This window comes from Erythrobacter sp. AP23, assembly GCF_001542855.1.
In the GTDB taxonomy this organism is placed as follows: Bacteria; Pseudomonadota; Alphaproteobacteria; order Sphingomonadales; family Sphingomonadaceae; genus Qipengyuania.
Map to the genome: position 1 here is coordinate 30,754 of NZ_LNBY01000016.1, position 17,800 is coordinate 48,553.

Consider the following 17,800-nt stretch of genomic DNA (forward strand, 5'->3'; position numbering starts at 1 on the left):
CGTCGACCTTGCCTGCCCGCGCCCCCACCCGGCCGCCCACGGCACGGTATCATGTGGGAGGCCGGGTGGGGGCGCGGGCCGGTGCCGAAAGCCTCTCGAAGGGAGAACGGCAATGGCGATGAGCCTCGCCTCTTCCAGCGGGACACGGCGCGGGCGTGGCAAGCGTCGCCGCCCGATGAGCGAGATCAACGTCACGCCCTTTGTCGACGTGATGCTGGTGCTGCTGATTATCTTCATGGTCACCGCGCCGCTGCTCACCGCTGGCGTGCCGATCGACCTGCCCGACAGCCGCGCTTCGCAACTGCCCAGCGAACAGCAGCAGGTGACGATCAGCATCGACGAGGCCGGCTTCGTCTATATCGACGATGTCGAGGTACCCGTCGGTGGCCTTCCGCAGGCGCTCGAAAGCTTGCCGCGGACCGGTGGTGAGGGCCCCGATATCACGCTGCGTGCCGACCGTGCGCTCGATTACGGGCGCGTGATGGCGGTGATGGGCGAATTGAACCGTGCCGGGCTCAACCGGATTTCGCTCATCACCAACAGTGCTGCACCCGCATCGCTCAACGCCGGTTCATCCGGCGAGGAATAGGTGTCGGACCATGGAGAGGTTAGGCATCAGGGCAGAGGAGCGGACCGGACTGATCGTCGCGGTCGCACTGCATCTTGCACTGTTCGGGCTGCTGATCGTGCAGGGGCTGTTCCCGGCCCCGGTGATCGATCCGCCGCAGCGGATGACCGTCAGCCTGGCGGAAGATGTCGGGCTTTCGGCGACGGCGCCCGACCCGGTCGCCGAAAGCCGCGCCTCGACGGCGCCGACCATGGATCTCAACCCGGCCCCCGCGCCCGAGCAGGAAGTACCGGCCCCGCCGCAGGTCGAGCGTCCCGCGCCGCAAGTCCAGTCTCCGGTGCCCGCACCCAATTCGGCTGCCGACAACCGCCCGCGCCGCCGCCCCGATCCCCCGCGCACGCAAAGCCAGCCGCAAAGCAGTCAGCGCAGCGGAGGCTCGCGCCTCGGCGACAATTTCCTCGACGGCGCAGGCGACAGCACACGCACGAGCGAAACGCGCATCCCGGCCTCGCAAATCGGTAACAGCGCCAAGGCATCGCTCTTCCAGGCGGTCGCCCGGCAGCTGCGCCCGCACTGGCAGCCGCCGAGCGGGCCCGAGGTCGAGAAGATCGTTACCAAAGTTCGCTTCCGCCTCAATCCCGACGGCACGCTCGCCGGTGCGCCAAGCGTTGCGGGGCAGCGCGGCGTAAACGCCACCAACCGCGCGCAGGCGGGGCGTCATGGCGAACAGGCCATCCGTGCGGTACAACTGGCCGCCCCCTTCGACTTGCCTGACGAGTATTACGAGGCATGGAAACTCATCACCGTGGATTTCGACTGGAGATTGGCCCAGTGAAGTATGTTCTGATTGCCGCCGCGGCATTCCTCGCCGCGCCCCTCTCCGCCCAGAATGAGGATCTCGGTCAGCCGATACCCGAAGGTGGAGAAGTCGAGATCATCGACGAGGGCGAGGGCCTTTCGGGCTCGGTCAGCTTCGAGGGCAATCTCGACGATCTCGGTATCGCCATTCCCGGCTTCGCCACCGACCGCGACGTTGCCACACCCGCCAACTCCTCGGGCACCGCGGCGCTGGGAACGGAGCTTGCGGGGGTCATCACCGCCGACTTGCGCAACAATGGCCTGTTCAAGCCGACCGGCCCCGATGCGCTGCCGCAGCCCTCGTTTGGCGAAATCACCGCGCCCAATTGGCCGACCTGGTCGAACCGCGGCGCGGAAATGCTCGTTCACGGCTATGTCCGCGGGCGCAGCGACAATCGCCTGACGGTCGGTTGCTATCTCTACGACATGGCGCTGCAGCAGGAGCTGGTGCGCGAAGGCTGGGTGGTCCAGCCCGCCGACTGGCGCCGTGCGGCGCACAAATGCGCCGACCTCATCTATTCGCGCCTGACCGGCGAGAGCCCGTTCTTCGACAGCCGCATCGCCTATATCGCCGAGACGGGACCGAAGGATAACCGCTCGAAGCGGCTGGCGATCATGGATAGCGACGGCGCCAACCATCGCTTCATTACCACCGGCCGTTCGACCGCGCTGACGCCGCGTTATTCGCCCGATTACCGCAAGCTGTCCTATTTGAGCTATGTCGACGGCAATCCGCGCATCTATGTCTACGACATCGGCACCGGTCGTCAGACGTTGGTGACCCAGAGCGCCAATCCCACCTTCGCGCCGCGCTGGAGCCCCGATGGGCGCTGGCTGCTCTATTCGATGGCGGTCAATGGCAATACCGACATCTACCGCGTCTCCGCCAATGGCGGCGAGCCCGTGCGGCTGACCGATACGCCGGGCATCGACATCGGCGGGTCCTATTCGCCCGATGGCAGCCGGATCGTGTTCGAAAGCGATCGGTCGGGTGCGCAGCAGTGCTACGTCATGAACGCCGACGGTTCCAACCAGCGACGCATCAGCTTCGGCGGCAGCCGTTGCGCAACGCCCGAGTGGAGTCCGCGCGGCGACCAGATCGCCTTCACCAACGCCAGCTCGTTCAACATTTCGGTGATGACGCCGTCGGGCGGCAGTGTCCGCACGCTGACCAACGGCTGGCAGGACGAGGCGCCGACCTGGGCGCCGAACGGGCGGATCATCCAGTTCTTCCGCACGGAGCGCAACAGTGGCAAGACTTCGCTCTGGCAGGTCGACCTGACCGGTGAGAATCTGCGGCGGCTGCCGACGCCGGTCGATGCATCGGACCCGGCATGGGGACCGATTCTGCCGTAATTGCATTGGACTACACAGGGACGAATTCGGGGGGCAAAACCGACTTCACCACGCTGTTTGAAAGGGGACAGCCTATGAATACCCGTGTTGCTACCGGCCTGATGCTTGCATCGACCATTGCGCTTGCTGCCTGCCAGAAGAAGGCTCCGGAGGAGCTTCCGCCGCCGCCGGTCGAAACGGCCCCGGCACCCGCGCCGGCGCCGACAGGCCCAGCGGTGGGTTCGCAGCAGCATTTCGTCGACGCGGTCGGGCAGGCCAACACGGTGGTCTATTTCGACACCGACAGGTTCAATATCGACGCCGAAGACCAGATGAAGCTGCAGCGCCAGGCGCAGTATTTCAGCCAGTATTCGCAGGTGACCTTCACGATCGAGGGGCATTGCGACGAACGCGGCACGCGCGAATACAACCTCGCGCTGGGCGAACGCCGTGCCAATGCGGCGAAGAACTACCTCGTCTCGATCGGCATTCCCGCCAACCGCATCCGCACCGTCAGCTACGGCAAGGAACGCCCGGTGGCGCTGGGTTCGAACGAATCGGCGTGGGCCCAGAACCGTCGCGCTGCAACCGTCACGATCAACTGATCGGCTGATCAAAGCAAAAGGGCTCCCCGATCGCGGGGAGCCCTTTTTACGCTCGTGACCGGCGAGGCGAATGCCTAGCGCGTGGCCGAATAGCTCGCCATCGAAGTTGTGCCGGACCGGCTGTCGCCCTGTTCGAGAGACAAACCGCCATGCCCAGCCACGAGTGCGAATGCCGCCATGGACAGGACGGCGGCGGTGGCGGAAAAGGTCAGTTGCTTGCTCATGGTCGCTCTCATGGGTGGTGCTGTTAGGGCCGATATATTAACGCTTCACTGCATTGCAACATTTCAAATTGAAACTGGTTCCCGCGCGCTTGCACCTTTCGTCCGCCGGCCTAGATTGTGCCCCATGCTTTCCTGTGACATGAAATTCTTGCGTTATGCCTAAGGCACGCCGCTCCAACGACTGGGGCTTCCCCCGGTGGCGCGGTTACGGTTCCTCGCGCGAAACGACGACCGTGCGCCTGTGCGACAGGCATGGCTGCGAAGAACCCGGCGACTGTCCCGCGCCCAAGGCGCCCAACAGCCCCGAGCGCTGGATGTTCTGTCAAAAGCATGCTGCCGAATACAACCGCAAATGGGACTATTTCGAAGGGCTCGACAAGGCCGAGAAGGAAGCGCGCACCAAGGCCGAGCAGAGCGAGAATGCCGGCTATGCCGAGGCTCAGCACTATGGCTGGAGTGGTAGCGGTGACGGTTCGCGCAGCGCCGACGAGATGCGCGCGCTGGAGGTGCTCGAACTCGATGCCGATGTGGAATTCTCCGTAATCAAGAAAACATGGCGTGCGAAGGCCAAGACGGTCCATCCCGATGTAAAGCCGGGCGACAAGGAAGCGGCCGCGGAGTTCCAGAAATTCCAGCTTGCCTATGAGGTGCTCAAGGCCGCCGAAGAGCGGCGCGAGTGGAAGGGCTGAGCCTCCGCTCTACTTCGCTTTGGTATCGATTGCCGAAGGCGGATTGTCGTTCCACCAGGGCACGTCGGTGAAGGGGCGCACGTCGAGTTCGTGGGTCCAGCAATTGCGCGGTTGGTGCGCCAAGTGCCAATAGGTTTCGGCGAGCGTGGCCGGATCGATTACCCCGTCCTTTCCCTTCGCTTCCTTGTAGGCTTCGAAGCGGTCGCCGAGCAGCTTGCCCAGCGTGTCGGGCGCATCGACCGAACCATCGACCACCACATGCGCGACATGCAGGCCCTGCGGGGCGAATTCGGCATTGAGCGTCTGGCACAGCATCCGCCGCGCGCCCATCGCCGCAGCATGGCTGTGCTGCCCGGCATTGCCACGCACTGCGGCGGTTGCCGATGTGACGAGGATCGTCCCGCTCCCGCGCTCCACCATGAGCGGCGTGACAGCGTGGGCGAGGCGAAACAGGCCGAAGCACCCAAGCCGCCAACCCAGCTCGAACGCGCGATGCGGCGTGTCGGCCAGCGTACGGTTCCCGATCTGCGCACCGAGGTTGTAAAGCACCGTGTCGATCGGCCCGATATCGCGCTCGACCCGCTCGACCAGTTCCTCGATCGTCCCGTCCGCTGCCGCATCGAGCAGCATTCCGCTCGCCTTGCCTCCCTCATCCTCGATCGCGCCGACCAGCCTGGCCAGCCCTTCCTCGTCCGAGCGCCGCGCTAGGACCGCGTGATATCCTCCGCGAGCGAAACGCGCAGCGGCATGGCCGCCTATCCCCGCGCCCGCGCCGATCACCAGAAATACCTTGTCCGCCATGTTCGCCTCCTTACAGGCGCGCGACGATAGCCCTTGCCAGCTTGTCGCCCAAACCCGGGCCCTGCTCGGGATAGAGATAGGGCTCGATCGCCTCTGCCTCCATTACCGCCAGTTCGCCCGTCGGGAGCCGTGCCATGTCGATCCGGGAATAGAGCAGATCGTCAAAGGGCAGGGAGGCAATGACGGCGCGGGCCTTCGCCAGGTCTCGCGGTTCGGGAGCATAGTCGCATTCATAGCCGCCATAGAGCGATTGGATGCGGTAATCGCCTTCGCCCGCGCGCTTGAGCACGCCGTGGCTGAAGCTGCCATCGATGAAGACGAAAGTGTACTCGCCTTCCTCGACGACACTCTGCAGGAAGGGCTGAATCAGGCAGGGGCAGCCCATCGACCAGCCTTCGTCGGGCAGCGCCTCGCGGGTAAAGCTGTGCTGGCCGAGCCCGCCTGCGCCAACCTGCCGTTTGATGACCACGCGATCGGTCTCGAACTGGGCCATTGCCGCCAGCACCCCCGCCCGATCGATGTCGTCCCGCCAAAGTGTCGGAACCGTGGTCGCCCCGCCCCGGTCGAGTTCTTCGAGATAGCGCTTGTCGGCATTCCAGCGGACCACCTCGGGCGGGTTGCAGACGTCGATGCCGCGCCTCGCGAGCGCCTCCAGCTTTTCGAGGAACTCCTCCGGGTGGTCCTGATAGTCCCACGCGGTGCCGAGCAGCACCAGCGCCAGGCCCTCGAACTCCGCCAGCGGCGCGCGCCAGTCGATCTCGACCAGCTCGAGCCCGGCCCTCTCGAAAGCGGGGCGCAACGCGGCCACCTCGATATCATGCTCGAAAGCGTCTCCCCGGCGCGGTCCGGCGCCGGGGAGCGTGTCTTCGCAGGCGAGGAAGCCGATCCGCTTATCGTTTGGTTCTGAAGGCACGAACGGCAATGCGAAAGTTCAAGAAAGCGACCACGCCTATCAGTGCCGCAAGCGGGATGCCCAAAAGCGGTTGGGAGATCGCAATGAACACGGCCCAAGCCAGGAAACTCAACGAAACGATGACCATCCAGACAGCGATAGTTCGGCCGAGGGTCTTCCCCATAGCTGCTTCAGCTTCCTTGCCGGATCGAGGTGGAGCGTAGGGTTTCCTACCTTTTACAAGTCTGTTTGCGGCGGTGCTTTGCCAGACGAGATAGCCGATGACCCCTGCGGTAACGCCATAACCAACCACGCTGGAGGTTGACCTGCTGACATCGACAAAGTTGGCGAGCATCGAGCCTGCCAAGAAAGCGAGCACTGTCAGCCCAGCTAGCTTAACCAGACCCTTCCATCCCGCTACACGCCGCCAATCTTCGATTAGCGCCTCGTATTCGGCCGGGGTTACCAGATAGCCGTGGCTCCATCGTGTTGGGTAATAGAGATACCCGCCGTCGACGGGTTCGAAGCTGCGCTTGAGGACCCCGACCGTATCGAACACTCAGACCGCCTCCAGAGCCTGATCGAAGTCGGCGATCAGGTCGTCCGCGTCCTCGATGCCGATCGAGATGCGCACGAGGTTGTCGCTGATACCCAGCTCCGCACGGCGGCCTTCGGCGACCGAGAGGTGGGTCATCGAGGCCGGGTGGCTTGCCAGCGTCTCGGTCCCGCCGAGGCTGACCGCGAGCTTGGCGATCTTGAGCGCATCGAGGAAGCGGAAGCATTCCGCCTCGCCGCCCTTCAAAAGCAGCGAGAAGGTGCTGCCCGCGCCCTTGCAGTGGCGGTCGTAGATATCCTGCTGGCGTTCGTCCTTGATCATGCCGAGATAGCCGAGGCCTTCGACCTTCGGATGCTTCGACAGGAATTGGCAGACCTTCTCCGCATTCTCACCCGCGCGCTGCATGCGCAGTTCGACGGTTTCGAGGCTGCGGCACAGCATCCAGGCCGTATTGGGGTCGCAGATGCCGCCCATCGTGTTGCGCAGCATGCGGATGGCGTCGATGAAGCGTTTCTTGCCCGAGACGCTCCCCGCGACGAGGTCCGAATGGCCGCCGACATATTTAGTCAGCGAGTAGACCACGAGGTCGGCGCCATGGTCCAGCGGGCGCTGCCACAGGGGCCCCAGGAAGGTGTTGTCGATCGCGATCGAGCATTTGTCGGCGTCGAAATGCGCATCGCGGGCATCGCGGACCGCCTCGATATCCACCAGTGCGTTGGTCGGGTTGCCCGGACTTTCGAGGTAGATCATCGGCACTTCGCCGCCCTGCTCCTCGGCTTTGGCCTTGGCGCGGGTCATGACTTCGTCGAGCTGTTCACGGCTGGCGCCGGCCGGGAAGTCGATGAAGGTCACGCCGAACTTGGCCATGGTCTTGGCGATGAAGCCTTCCGACGCGGCATAGAGCGGGCCCGAATGGACGATCACGTCGCCCGCCTTGCAGGCAGCGAGCAGCAGCACGGCAATCGCGGTCATGCCGCTGGAAAAGGACAGCGCTTCTTCCGCGCCGTCCCACACGGCCAGGCGATCTTCGAGGATTTCCTGGTTGGGCGCGTTGAAGCGCGAATAGACCAGGCCGTCGGCGCCGCCCGGACGCTTGCCGGTGATGCCTTCGAAGTGGCGCTTGCCGTCGGCTGCGCTGGGGAAGGCGAAGGTCGAGGTGAGGAAGATCGGCGCCTTGAGGCTGCCTTCCGACAGTGTCGGATCGTAGCCATGGCCCATCATCAGCGTGCTGGGTTTCAGCTCGCGGCCATTGATCTTGGTGACTTCGCGCTTGGGGGCCATGCGCGGGGTGGTGGGATCGATATCGTTGTCGCTCATGGGGAGGACATCCTTCCTGAATCACGCTCCCAGGAAGGCGGGAGCCGGGTGGACTGGCCGGGGCGCCCGTTCCTAACCTCCGCAGGAACGCCTCTCCGCCGCCAGTGCTTTCGGCCGTGATCCATATGTCGGTGCGATGTTGGTTTCAACTGCGACGAAGCCCGCGCGAGGGAACACACGGAACACGGTCCTGGAGTAAGAATGGCTGAGTCCGCGAGATGGGGAGCGATTTGGCGGATCGGTGCGGCGCGGGCAGCGGCGTTTCCCTACAATACTCGGTATGGCTTTCCGCTTTAAACAGGATCGGCGCACGACTTGGAGGGGATAATGGACGATCCGTTTCAAATGCAGCGGGAACTGCGCTACGGGGCGCCCGTCTGCGATCAAGTCATGACCGGGCGCCACTTCACCATCGGCTATTCGTGGTATTTCCGGCAGGCCAAATGGACGCTCGAGATCATCAATCGCGACCGACGATTGATCAACGAGATCGAGCTGGAGGACCGGCTCGACAATTTTCGCGCCGACACCCGTGTGCCCAAACGGTTCCGGGCCGGCCTCAACGCCTATCGCGGCAGCGGGTTCGACCGTGGCCATCTGGTGTCGAGTGCCAATCAGGATCTCGAAAACATCCAGAACAGCGAAACCTTTCTGCTGTCGAACATGTCGCCCCAGCATCCCGACTTCAATCGGCGCAAGTGGCGCGAACTCGAGCAGGAAATTCGCCGGCTCGACGCACGCGAAGACGTGCTCGAAACCTATGTGCTGACTTGCCCCATTTTCTACTTCGGCGAGACTGTTGAAACGATCGGCGCCGATCAGGAGAATTTCGGCATCGACGTCCCGGTACCGCACGCCTTCATGAAGAGCGTGCTCGCGGAAACAATATCCGGGCGGCTCAAGCTGTGGACCTTCGAGATGAAGAACGAGAGGCTCGAAGGCGATCTCGGCGATTATCTGGTCAAGACCTACGATGCGGAACAGATCGTCGGGGGTCGCTTCTGGGATCGGGTCGCGGGCGGCGACATGCACGAAGCGAAGGGCGGAGAGGGCAAGATCGAAGCGATGTGGCCCGCCGATCCGACCGCGCGCTTCATTGGCTTACGTTAGCGCCGCGATCCCCCATACCATTGCGACGATCAGGAATATTCCGACGATGTCGAGCAATAGTCCGGCCTTCACCATGCGTGCGATCCGGATGTGACCGGTCGACCAGGCGATCGCGTTGGGTCCGGTCCCGGCGGGCAACATGAACCCCCAGCTTGCGGCCAGCGCGGCGGGCATCGCCAGTAGGATCGGATCGACGCCCAGCGCGACGACCAGCGCCGCGACTACCGGGATGATCCCGCTGGCGGTCGCGACATTGCTGGCGAATTCGGTGATCAGGACGACCATCGCAACCACCGCCAGGGCGACCAGCACCAGCGGCCACGCCTCGAGCGGCAGGAGGGCATTGCCGAGCCATTCGGCCAGTCCGCTCGCGCTCATACCCGCCGCCAGCGCCAGCCCGCCGCCGAACATCATGATCACGCCCCAGGGCGCGCGGTCGGCCTCTTTCCAGATCAGCAGCGGGCGGCCGGTGCCATCCGGCAGCAGGAACAGGACAAGGCTGGCGATGATCGCGATCGTGCCATCGGTCCACGATCCTTCCGGCAAATAGGGCGCGACGATCAGGCGCGTCATCCATGCGAGGAAGGTAAGGCCGACGACGACCATCAACCTGCGCTCTGCCGAACCCATCGGCGCCTCGTTCGCCACCGCCGCGCGCGCGGCTCCGACATCGAAGGGATGGGCGGCGACCTGCTGCACACGCGAGACGAGAAAAGCGGCCAGCGGCACGCCGACGATGACGATCGGCAGGCCATAGAGCGTCCATTCGGCAAAGCTGATCTGCGTTCCGATCATCGTGTCGAGCAGGCCCACGGCAATCGCATTGGTCGGCGATCCGACCAGCGTGCCGAGCCCGCCGACGCTTGCGGCAAAGGCGATACCCATCGGCAGTGCGCCCGCGAGCCCCTCGCGCTCGTCCGCCGCGACACCGCCGCCCGCTAGTACTGCAAGCGCCATCGGCATCATGATGAGTGCGGTCGAGGTATTCGAGATCAACATCGACAGGATCGCCGCGGCGATCATGAAGGCCAGTAGCAAACCCGTTTGTCCGCCGCGCCCTCCGATCGCATTGAGAATTGCCAAAGCAAGTCGCCGGTGCAGTCCGGTGCGTTCGATCGCAAGGGCGATGAAGGCCCCGCCCAGCAGGAGGAACAGGATCGGCGAATAGTAGGCGCTGGCCGTATCGCGCGCGTTCATCACTCCCGCAAATGGCAGCACGATGAAGGGCATCAGGGCGGTCGCAGTGAGCGGCAGGGCCTCGGTCATCCACCAGGCTGCCATCAGCACGACCAGGCCGGCGACGATAAATGCCTCGCGGTTCATTCCGTCGGGGAGGGGGGCGAGAATTGTTGCGGCCAGCGCCGCCGCTCCAACCGCGAACCCGATGCGTTTGGCTGTCACTGTTCTGCCATCCCCCTCATCGCACGCGTGCTAACAGCGCCCGACGCGGCCTGCAACGCGGATACGAAAAGGGCGGCCCGTCATGGACCGCCCTTTCACTATCTGCCGCTCGGCCGGGGCCTACTTGGGTGCGAGCACCATGATCATCTGGCGGCCTTCGAGACGGGGGAAAGCTTCGACCTTGGCGATTTCCTCAACATCGTCGCGGACGCGGTTGAGCAGGTCCATGCCGAGCTGCTGGTGGGCCATTTCACGACCGCGGAAGCGCAGCGTGCACTTCACCTTGTCGCCGTTCTCGATGAACTTCACGACATTGCGCATCTTCACGTCATAGTCGTGCGTGTCGATGTTCGGGCGCATCTTGACCTCCTTGATTTCCTGGGTCTTCTGCGTCTTGCGCGCGAGGTTCGCCTTCTTCTGCGCCTCGTAGCGATATTTGCCGACATCGAGGAATTTGCACACCGGCGGGTCCGCATTGGGGGACACTTCGACGAGGTTCAGGCCGACTTCCTGGGCCTGCTCGACAGCTTCGCGGGTGAACATAACGCCGAGGTTTTCGCCTTCGTGATCGATCACGCGGACCTTCGGCACATTGATCATGTTATCGTAGCGCGGGCCGCTTTTCACGGGCATTTGCATGCTGCGCCGGGGTGGACGGGCTATGGGGTATTCTCCTTGATTCTGCCTGTTTCGAGGTGGCTATGTAGGGAGAAATCGGGGAAATCGGAAGGGGGTAGGGGGAAATAGTGGAACTGCGGTGGCTTTGCAGGTTTTTGCTTTTCGAACCGACCTCCGTCGGTTCTTGCAACTGGAAATTACGCTGCGCGGTTCCACAGGTTGAAACGCGCCAGTTTGCCCTTTGCCGGCACCACGGCGTCGATCCGCTCGGCCGGTTGCAGGGCCGAGAGGATTGCCGGGTCGGCAGCATTCATCCCTCCTGTGAAGGCGCCGAAGGCGGGCAGGATCATGCGGCCCGAGGGCTTCCCGTCCGGCCCGTCATTGGCGCTCACCACTGCGCAGGGGCGTCGGATCATTCTCTGGCGGACCCTCAGTTGCAGGCGCGGGTGGTAGTGGCCGGAGAGTTCGGGGCGGGTTTCGCCAGCTTTGGCCTGGTGGCGCAGGATAACGTCCCCGATCTCCAGTTCCTCGGCCAGCGTGCCGCCCCAATGCGCTTCTTTGCGCGCCTCCATTTCGGGATCGTGATTACCGGTGATCCAGACCCAGTCGACCGCGCGGGTCAGCGCGTCGAGCATGCCCGAGGCGTGCGGCTCCAATCGCGTCGAGCCATCCGAATCGTGGAAATTGTCGCCCAGCGTGATGACCCGCCGTGCGCCCGTTTCGCGAATGGCGAGCGCCACGCGCTCGAGCGTCTCGCGGCTGTCGTAGGGCGGGATCATTTGCCCGTGACGCGCGAAGAAGCTGCCTTTTTCCAGATGCAGGTCGGCGACCAGCAAAGCGCGCTCGCGCGGCCAGTAGATCGCGCGGCCCTCGGTCAGGAGCCATTCCTCGCCAGCGAACGAAAGGGGAACCATGGCTCGCTATTGCCGTAGCGAAACGGGGATGGCAAGGCTCGTCGCATGACCGAATGGACTCAGCAGACCGATACCGCCCGCACCTGCTTCGAAACCCTGCGCGATCGCATCTGCGCCGAGTTCGAGGCGATCGAGCGCGAGGTGGGGTCCGAGGCCGCGTTCGTCTTTACCCCCTGGCAGCGCGAGGAAGAGGGCAATGCGGATCCCGGCGGGGGTGTGCAGGGCCTGATGAAGGGCACGGTGTTCGAGAAGGTCGGCGTCAATGTTTCCACCGTGAAGGGCAATTTCAGCCCCGAATTCGCCGGGCAGGTCAACGGCGCGAGCGCGGAGAATCCCGGCTTTACCGCCACCGGCATCAGCCTGGTCGCGCACATGGCCAATCCCCATGTGCCCGCCGTGCACATGAACACCCGCTTCCTGACCACCGGCAAGGCCTGGTTCGGCGGCGGTGCGGATCTCAACCCGCCGATCCCCTACGAGCAGGACACCGAGGACTTCCACGCGCGCTTCCGCGCCGCCTGCTCGGCACACAACCCGACCTATTACGAGCGCTTCAAGAAGTGGGCGGACGACTATTTCTACATTCCCCATCGCGGCGTGCATCGCGGGGTGGGCGGGATCTTCTACGACCACCTCGAATGCGAAGACGAAGCGGCTTTCGAACGCAATCTCGCCTTCACCAGGGATGTCGGAGAGGCCTTCCTCGACATCTTCCCCAAGCTGGTCCGCCGCCGGATGGAGAGCGAGTTCACGCCCGAGGACAAGCAGACCCAGCTCGAATGGCGCGGGCGCTATGCGGAATTCAACCTCGTCTACGACCGCGGCACGCTGTTCGGTCTCAAGACCGGCGGCAATATAGATGCGATCCTGATGAGCCTGCCGCCCGAAGCGGTGTGGAACTGATTGCCTGCCTGCCGGTATAGTCCGGGTGACAGCGCTGCGTGACCCGATCCGGTTGATACCGGTGCTTTTTCTGGGCGCGATCGCTGTCGGCACCCTCCTGCTCTGGCTGCCGATCGCGACAGCCGACGGAACGCAAACCGATTTTCTGACCGCGCTTTTTACCGCGACCTCCGCCGTGGCGGTAACGGGTCTCATCGTGGTCGATACGGCGACCTACTGGTCACCCTTGGGGCAGGGGGTGATTCTGCTGCTCTTCCAGATCGGCGGCTTCGGTATCATGACCGCGGCAACACTGTTCGGGCTCATGGCCGGCCGCGGCTTCGGCTTGCGCGAGCGCATGGCGACACAGGTCGAACGCAGCCGTCTCGATGTAGGTGATGCGCGTTCCGTGCTCAAACTCGTGCTGGTCATCACCTTGACGGTCGAGGCGGTGATTGCCGCAATCCTCACCGCGAGGCTGATGGTCATCTACGATCATGGCTTTGGCCACGCGTTGTGGCATGGCACCTTCCACGCCGTCAGCGCCTTCAATAACGCTGGCTTCTCAAGCTATTCCGACAGCGTGATGAGCTTTCAGGGCGACGGAGTCATGCTCGTGCCGATCATGCTCGCAGTCATCCTGACCGCGCTCGGTTTCCCCGTTATGCAGGACCTGCGCCACCATGGCTTCAGCTGGAAGCGCTGGACGCTGCACACGAAAATCACTGTGACGGGGACGATCATCCTGCTTGCTGGAGGATTTCTCGCGATCCTCGCGATGGAGTGGGACAATCCCGATACGCTCGGGCCGATGGGCATCGGCGGCAAGGTACTCAACGCCGCCTTTCATTCGGTCATGCCGCGCACCGCGGGATTCAACAGTCTCGATGTCGGCTCTTTCCGCGACGAGTCGCTGATGACCAATTACTTCCTGATGTTCATCGGTGGCGGCAGTGCGGGGACTGCGGGCGGTATCAAGATCACCACCTTCGCGGTGCTGCTCGCAGTGGTCTTGTCCGAAGTGCTCCGCCGCCGCGATGCCGGAGCCTTCGGCAAGCGCTTCGGTCATGCTGTCGAGCGGCAGGCGCTGACGGTGATCGTGCTTGCCGGAACGCTGATTTTCGCCGCGACCACCTACCTCTCGATCATCACACCGCTCGCCTTCGAGGATCTGTTGTTCGAGGCGGTCTCGGCCTTTTCGACCGTCGGCCTGTCGACCGGTGTGACTGCCGAGCTTCCGCCGGCGGGACAGCTCGTGATCATTGCGCTGATGTTCATCGGCCGCGTCGGCACGATCACCGTTGCCACTGCGCTCGCGCTGGGCGGCCAGCCGCGACCCTATCGCTATCCCGAGGAGAACCCCATTGTCGGCTGATACACGCAATCCCGTCCTCGTCATTGGGCTAGGGCGCTTCGGCGGCTCGGTCGCCCGCACGCTCGAGCGGATGGGTCACGAGGTGCTGGGCGCGGATACCGACCCGCTGCTGGTGCAGGAATACTCGCGCGATCTCACGCAGGTCGTCGAGGCGGACTGCACCGACTTCAATTGCCTCGAAAAGCTGGGCGCGAAGAGTTTCACTTCGGCAGTGGTTGGCATTGGAACCGATATCGAGGCGAGCGTGCTGGCGGTGCTGGCGTTGTCCGACCTCGGAGTGCCTAACATCTGGGCCAAGGCGACCAATGAAAAGCATGGCCGGATCCTCGAGCGCACCGGCGCGCATCATGTGGTCTTCCCCGAAGAGAAGATGGGCGAGCGTGTCGCCCGCCTCCTCAACGAGAGGCTGCTCGATTTTATCAGCTTCGGTGACGAATTCGCCATCGCCAAGCTTGCCGCGCCCGAGCCGATAATTGGCGTGCCGCTCGTCACGAGCGAATGCCGGCGGAAATACGACGTGACCGTTATCGGGGTGAAGCGCGAGGGTGAGGATTTCATCCACGCGGTTCCCGACACTGTCATCATGCCGCGAGACGTGCTGGTCGTTTCGGGCAGGATCGAGCGGATCGAGGCTTTCGCCGCGATCCATTCGGCCTGAGGTCGGTTACTCTGCCGGCGCGTAGACCCGCACCCAGTCGACCAGCATCTCGACCTCGCCTCGTTTGACTGCCTCGACCGTCTCGGCGGGAATACCGTTATAGGGTTCTTCGATCCGGTTGGTTTTGAACGGATAGGCCCCGCCCATGGCAAAGTTGAGGATCAGGTACTTCTCGTTGTCGAAGCGCCAGTCGCCGTAGTTTTCGACCATGGGACGAGTGACTCGATAGTGGACGTGGCCGTCGATCAGGAAATCGATCTGCTCGTCCGTCCACTCGACGGCATAGGTGTGCCAGCCGGTCACATCGATCCCCTCGGGGAAGAAGAATTTGTTCACGATCGGCGTCTCGCCCGAATAGCCCGGGCCGTGCAGTGCCACGCCGATCCAGTCCTTCTCGCCGACATACTCCATAATGTCGATTTCGCCGGTGCCGGGCCAAGCGTCATTGCCGAGCAGCCAGAATGCAGGCCATACGCCGACATTGTCGGGCATTTTGAGGCGTGCCTCGGCGCGGCCGTGCATGAAGTCGAATTTCCCACGGCTTTCGATCCGGCCCGATACGAAGGGGGCATTGCGCTCCGACTTGGGATCCGCACCCGGCTTGAACACCGGTCGCAGCACCAGCACGCCGCCCTCGGCCCCTTCGACGCCGGTCTGGAAGGCTATTGTCGACGGATCGTCGATATAGGCCTGCTGCTCATTGTTGACCCAGAAATCGGTGCCGATCACGATCCACTTGTCGCGATCCAGCACCCCATCGTCGAACTCATCGGCGAACAGGAGGTCGCGCTCCGGCGCAAGCGCTTCGGCGAGCGCGGCTCCGGCATTGGCCGATTGCGCGTGTGCCGCCACGGGCATGGCGAATGCCAAGACCGCGGTGAAAGTGACTGCGACGGTACGTATCATGGTACTCTCCCCAGTTCTGATAACGTTCTCATCGCATGCCTGCCGCCGTTTTTCCAGCCCATGGATACGATTTCAGCTGCGGGGCTGGCGCCCGCACGCAGGATCGGCGATAGCGCGCCTGCCTAGACATACCACGACAACCGGGTCGCGAATCCGGTGCCAAAGTTATCGGAGACATGCCCATGCGCCGCCTTGCCGCCCCGCTTGCCCTGCTGCTAGCCAGTACCGCCTGCACGACGATGGAGGCCGCCCCGGCGGCGACCTCCGGTCCGGTGGCAGACCGCATGGTCTCGCCGATCCTGACCTCGCCCGAGGCGGTCGACAGCTCGACCCATGCTCAGCCGCAGGTCGCGCGGGTGACGCATGTGGCGCTCGACCTCGATCTCGATTTCGACGCCCGGCGGGTCGGCGGCGTGGCGGTGCTCGACGTGCTTGCCTCCCCGGGCGCGGACGAGATCGTGCTCGACAGCAACGGGCTCGAGATCGCGCGCATCACCGATGGGGCAGGCCGTGAGCTAGCGTATGAGCTCGGAGCGATGGTCGAAGCTGGCGGAAAGGGTGCGCCGCTCACCGTGCAGCTCGATGGTGCGACAAGCTTGCGGATCGCATACCGTGCGCCCGCAGATGCCAGCGCGCTGCAATGGCTGAGTGCCGAACAAACAGCAGGCGGCGAGCATCCCTTCCTGTTCAGCCAGGGTCAGGCGATCCTCAACCGCACCTGGATCCCGACACAGGACAGCCCCGGCATCCGCCAGACCTGGGAAGCGCGGATCACCGCGCCCAAGCCGCTCGAGGTGGTGATGAGCGGCGTGCGTCGGGGCGAGCCGGAGGACCTTGGCAATGGTCGCCGCGCCTTCACCTTCGTGATGGACAAGCCCGTGCCGCCCTACCTCATCGCGATTGCCGCAGGCGATATCGAGTTCCGCGCAATCGGCCCGCGCACGGGCGTATGGGCGGAGCCTTCGGTGATCGACCGCGCGCATGCCGAGGTTGCCGATACCGAGGCCATGGTGGTCGAGGCCGAGAAGCTATACGGCGAGTATCGCTGGGGCCGCTACGACATGATCGTACTGCCTCCCGCCTTTCCCTACGGGGGCATGGAAAACCCGGTGATGACCTTCCTTACCCCGACTTTCGTCGCCGGCGACCGGTCGAACAATGGGCTTGTTGCGCATGAGTTGGCGCATAGCTGGTCGGGCAATCTGGTCACCAATGCCGTGTGGGGCGACAGCTGGCTCAACGAGGGCGTCACCACTTATTTCGAGAACCGGATCGTCGAGGCGGTCTACGGCAAGCAGCGCGCCGAGCAGGAGGCTGCACTGATGTACGCCAATATCCTCGAGACGCTGGCCGAAGTGGGCGCGGATGCACCCGGCACAGCGCTCAGCACCGACGGCGGCTACGAACTGGGCAGCGCGATCGCCTATGACAAGGGCGCGTTCTTCCTGCGCACGGTGGAAAATATCGTCGGCCGCGAGCGGTTCGATGCCTGGCTCCGCCAATGGTTCGACAATCACGCCTTCCAGCCCGCGACCAGCGAGATGTTCTACGAGGACATGATGGCCAATCTGGTGCGCGGCGCGGACGAGGCAGAGGCGCTGATGCTGCGCGAATGGATCTTCGAGCCGGGCCTGCCGGGCAATGTCGCCAGGCCCGATCCGGCAGCCTTCGCCGCGGTCGATGGAGCGGTCGAAGCCTACAAGGCGAACGGTGCGATCCCTGCCGCCTATGCCGGCTGGACCGCAGCGGAGCAGATGCGGTTCCTCGACAACCTCCCCGCCGAACTGTCCGCCGGGCAGCTCGCCGCGCTCGACACTGCACTAGGCCTGTCGAGAACCGGGAATAACGAGATCCTGTTCCTGTGGCTCGAGATGGCGTTGGAGAACCGCTACGAGCCCGCCGTGCCGCAGGTCGAGAGCTTCCTCGCCGAAGTCGGCCGTGCGAAATTCGTCCGTCCGCTGTTTGCGGTGCTGTGGAACGAGGGCGAATGGGGCCGCCCGATCGCCACGCGTATCTATGCCGAAACCCGCAGCGGCTATCACGCCGTGACGCGCGCCGGCGTCGACCGCGTGCTTGGCCGGACGGACTAGG

The 17,800-nt window shown here is 64.0% G+C and carries 19 protein-coding genes; 10 read left to right on the top strand and 9 right to left on the bottom strand.

The window, feature by feature from the left end:
• Positions 1 to 112 precede the first annotated feature (112 nt).
• The 4 genes from ASS64_RS09335 to pal all read left to right on the top strand — a co-directional run bounded on the left by ASS64_RS09335 (position 113) and on the right by pal (position 3,366).
• Complete coding sequence (locus ASS64_RS09335) at positions 113 to 589, top strand: ExbD/TolR family protein (RefSeq protein ID WP_067693280.1); 477 nt, start codon at positions 113 to 115, stop codon at positions 587 to 589.
• Between the two features lie 10 nt (positions 590 to 599).
• A complete protein-coding gene (locus tag ASS64_RS09340) occupies positions 600 to 1,403 on the top strand; it encodes an energy transducer TonB (protein ID WP_067693283.1) in 804 nt (267 codons plus the stop codon).
• Positions 1,400 to 2,782, top strand: coding sequence for a Tol-Pal system beta propeller repeat protein TolB (tolB, locus tag ASS64_RS09345; protein WP_234002367.1), 1,383 nt, complete (start codon positions 1,400 to 1,402; stop codon positions 2,780 to 2,782). The genes ASS64_RS09340 and tolB overlap by 4 nt, the downstream gene beginning before the upstream one ends.
• A gap of 74 nt (positions 2,783 to 2,856) precedes the next feature.
• Positions 2,857 to 3,366 (top strand): peptidoglycan-associated lipoprotein Pal, encoded by a 510-nt coding sequence (gene pal / locus ASS64_RS09350; RefSeq protein WP_067693289.1) that lies wholly within the window; start codon positions 2,857 to 2,859, stop codon positions 3,364 to 3,366.
• Between the two features lie 74 nt (positions 3,367 to 3,440).
• Here pal and ASS64_RS16685 read toward each other — a convergent pair whose 3' ends face one another.
• Positions 3,441 to 3,590, bottom strand: coding sequence for a hypothetical protein (locus ASS64_RS16685; protein WP_157075141.1), 150 nt, complete (start codon positions 3,588 to 3,590; stop codon positions 3,441 to 3,443).
• A gap of 155 nt (positions 3,591 to 3,745) precedes the next feature.
• On the opposite strand from ASS64_RS16685, the gene ASS64_RS09355 reads away from it, so the two are divergent.
• Positions 3,746 to 4,279, top strand: a complete 534-nt coding sequence (locus tag ASS64_RS09355; RefSeq protein ID WP_067693292.1) for a J domain-containing protein — start codon at positions 3,746 to 3,748, stop codon at positions 4,277 to 4,279.
• A 9-nt stretch (positions 4,280 to 4,288) separates the two neighbouring features.
• On the opposite strand, the gene ASS64_RS09360 is transcribed toward ASS64_RS09355, so the two are convergent.
• The 4 genes from ASS64_RS09360 to ASS64_RS09375 are packed head-to-tail and all read right to left on the bottom strand — an operon-like array spanning position 4,289 to position 7,845.
• Positions 4,289 to 5,080, bottom strand: coding sequence for an SDR family NAD(P)-dependent oxidoreductase (locus ASS64_RS09360; protein ID WP_067693295.1), 792 nt, complete (start codon positions 5,078 to 5,080; stop codon positions 4,289 to 4,291).
• Positions 5,081 to 5,090: 10 nt separating this feature from the next.
• Positions 5,091 to 5,993, bottom strand: coding sequence for a RimK family alpha-L-glutamate ligase (locus ASS64_RS09365; protein ID WP_067693299.1), 903 nt, complete (start codon positions 5,991 to 5,993; stop codon positions 5,091 to 5,093).
• A complete protein-coding gene (locus tag ASS64_RS09370; protein ID WP_067693303.1) occupies positions 5,971 to 6,531 on the bottom strand; it encodes a hypothetical protein in 561 nt (186 codons plus the stop codon). The genes ASS64_RS09365 and ASS64_RS09370 overlap by 23 nt, the downstream gene beginning before the upstream one ends.
• Positions 6,532 to 7,845: a cystathionine gamma-synthase family protein gene (locus ASS64_RS09375; protein ID WP_067693306.1), complete on the bottom strand. Its 1,314-nt coding sequence runs from the start codon at positions 7,843 to 7,845 to the stop codon at positions 6,532 to 6,534.
• 327 nt (positions 7,846 to 8,172) lie between these two features.
• On the opposite strand from ASS64_RS09375, the gene ASS64_RS09380 reads away from it, so the two are divergent.
• Complete coding sequence (locus tag ASS64_RS09380) at positions 8,173 to 8,955, top strand: DNA/RNA non-specific endonuclease (RefSeq protein WP_067693578.1); 783 nt, start codon at positions 8,173 to 8,175, stop codon at positions 8,953 to 8,955.
• Here the strand turns inward: ASS64_RS09380 and ASS64_RS09385 are convergent.
• From ASS64_RS09385 to pdeM, 3 genes are all read right to left on the bottom strand, one after another.
• Positions 8,947 to 10,356: a DASS family sodium-coupled anion symporter gene (locus ASS64_RS09385; protein ID WP_067693308.1), complete on the bottom strand. Its 1,410-nt coding sequence runs from the start codon at positions 10,354 to 10,356 to the stop codon at positions 8,947 to 8,949. The genes ASS64_RS09380 and ASS64_RS09385 overlap by 9 nt on opposite strands.
• Before the next feature lie 120 nt (positions 10,357 to 10,476).
• Positions 10,477 to 10,995 (bottom strand): translation initiation factor IF-3, encoded by a 519-nt coding sequence (gene infC, locus ASS64_RS09390; RefSeq protein ID WP_083508276.1) that lies wholly within the window; start codon positions 10,993 to 10,995, stop codon positions 10,477 to 10,479.
• A 176-nt stretch (positions 10,996 to 11,171) separates the two neighbouring features.
• A complete protein-coding gene (gene pdeM, locus ASS64_RS09395; protein WP_067693311.1) occupies positions 11,172 to 11,888 on the bottom strand; it encodes a ligase-associated DNA damage response endonuclease PdeM in 717 nt (238 codons plus the stop codon).
• Positions 11,889 to 11,933: 45 nt separating this feature from the next.
• Between pdeM and hemF the strand changes: the two genes are divergently transcribed.
• Genes hemF through ASS64_RS09410 form a run of 3 tightly spaced genes read left to right on the top strand, consistent with a single transcriptional unit; the run spans position 11,934 to position 14,803 of the window.
• Positions 11,934 to 12,791: an oxygen-dependent coproporphyrinogen oxidase gene (gene hemF, locus ASS64_RS09400; RefSeq protein WP_067693315.1), complete on the top strand. Its 858-nt coding sequence runs from the start codon at positions 11,934 to 11,936 to the stop codon at positions 12,789 to 12,791.
• A 25-nt stretch (positions 12,792 to 12,816) separates the two neighbouring features.
• Positions 12,817 to 14,145 (top strand): TrkH family potassium uptake protein, encoded by a 1,329-nt coding sequence (locus tag ASS64_RS09405; RefSeq protein ID WP_067693318.1) that lies wholly within the window; start codon positions 12,817 to 12,819, stop codon positions 14,143 to 14,145.
• Positions 14,135 to 14,803: a TrkA family potassium uptake protein gene (locus tag ASS64_RS09410; protein ID WP_067693322.1), complete on the top strand. Its 669-nt coding sequence runs from the start codon at positions 14,135 to 14,137 to the stop codon at positions 14,801 to 14,803. Before ASS64_RS09405 ends, ASS64_RS09410 begins: the two co-directional genes overlap by 11 nt.
• 6 nt (positions 14,804 to 14,809) lie before the next feature.
• Here ASS64_RS09410 and ASS64_RS09415 read toward each other — a convergent pair whose 3' ends face one another.
• Positions 14,810 to 15,709 (bottom strand): family 16 glycosylhydrolase, encoded by a 900-nt coding sequence (locus ASS64_RS09415; RefSeq protein ID WP_083508278.1) that lies wholly within the window; start codon positions 15,707 to 15,709, stop codon positions 14,810 to 14,812.
• A gap of 182 nt (positions 15,710 to 15,891) precedes the next feature.
• On the opposite strand from ASS64_RS09415, the gene ASS64_RS09420 reads away from it, so the two are divergent.
• Positions 15,892 to 17,799: a M1 family metallopeptidase gene (locus ASS64_RS09420; RefSeq protein ID WP_067693589.1), complete on the top strand. Its 1,908-nt coding sequence runs from the start codon at positions 15,892 to 15,894 to the stop codon at positions 17,797 to 17,799.
• The last annotated feature ends 1 nt before the right edge of the window (position 17,800 follow it).

Coding starts and splice junctions, on each gene's coding strand:
- ASS64_RS09335 (WP_067693280.1), top strand. CDS start 113: ATGGCGATGAGCCTCGCCTCTTCCAGCGGGACACGGCGCGGGCGTGGC.
- ASS64_RS09340 (WP_067693283.1), top strand. CDS start 600: ATGGAGAGGTTAGGCATCAGGGCAGAGGAGCGGACCGGACTGATCGTC.
- pal (WP_067693289.1), top strand. CDS start 2,857: ATGAATACCCGTGTTGCTACCGGCCTGATGCTTGCATCGACCATTGCG.
- ASS64_RS16685 (WP_157075141.1), bottom strand. CDS start 3,590: ATGAGCAAGCAACTGACCTTTTCCGCCACCGCCGCCGTCCTGTCCATG.
- ASS64_RS09355 (WP_067693292.1), top strand. CDS start 3,746: ATGCCTAAGGCACGCCGCTCCAACGACTGGGGCTTCCCCCGGTGGCGC.
- ASS64_RS09360 (WP_067693295.1), bottom strand. CDS start 5,080: ATGGCGGACAAGGTATTTCTGGTGATCGGCGCGGGCGCGGGGATAGGC.
- ASS64_RS09375 (WP_067693306.1), bottom strand. CDS start 7,845: ATGAGCGACAACGATATCGATCCCACCACCCCGCGCATGGCCCCCAAG.
- ASS64_RS09380 (WP_067693578.1), top strand. CDS start 8,173: ATGGACGATCCGTTTCAAATGCAGCGGGAACTGCGCTACGGGGCGCCC.
- infC (WP_083508276.1), bottom strand. CDS start 10,995: ATGCAAATGCCCGTGAAAAGCGGCCCGCGCTACGATAACATGATCAAT.
- pdeM (WP_067693311.1), bottom strand. CDS start 11,888: ATGGTTCCCCTTTCGTTCGCTGGCGAGGAATGGCTCCTGACCGAGGGC.
- hemF (WP_067693315.1), top strand. CDS start 11,934: ATGACCGAATGGACTCAGCAGACCGATACCGCCCGCACCTGCTTCGAA.
- ASS64_RS09415 (WP_083508278.1), bottom strand. CDS start 15,709: ATGATACGTACCGTCGCAGTCACTTTCACCGCGGTCTTGGCATTCGCC.
- ASS64_RS09420 (WP_067693589.1), top strand. CDS start 15,892: ATGCGCCGCCTTGCCGCCCCGCTTGCCCTGCTGCTAGCCAGTACCGCC.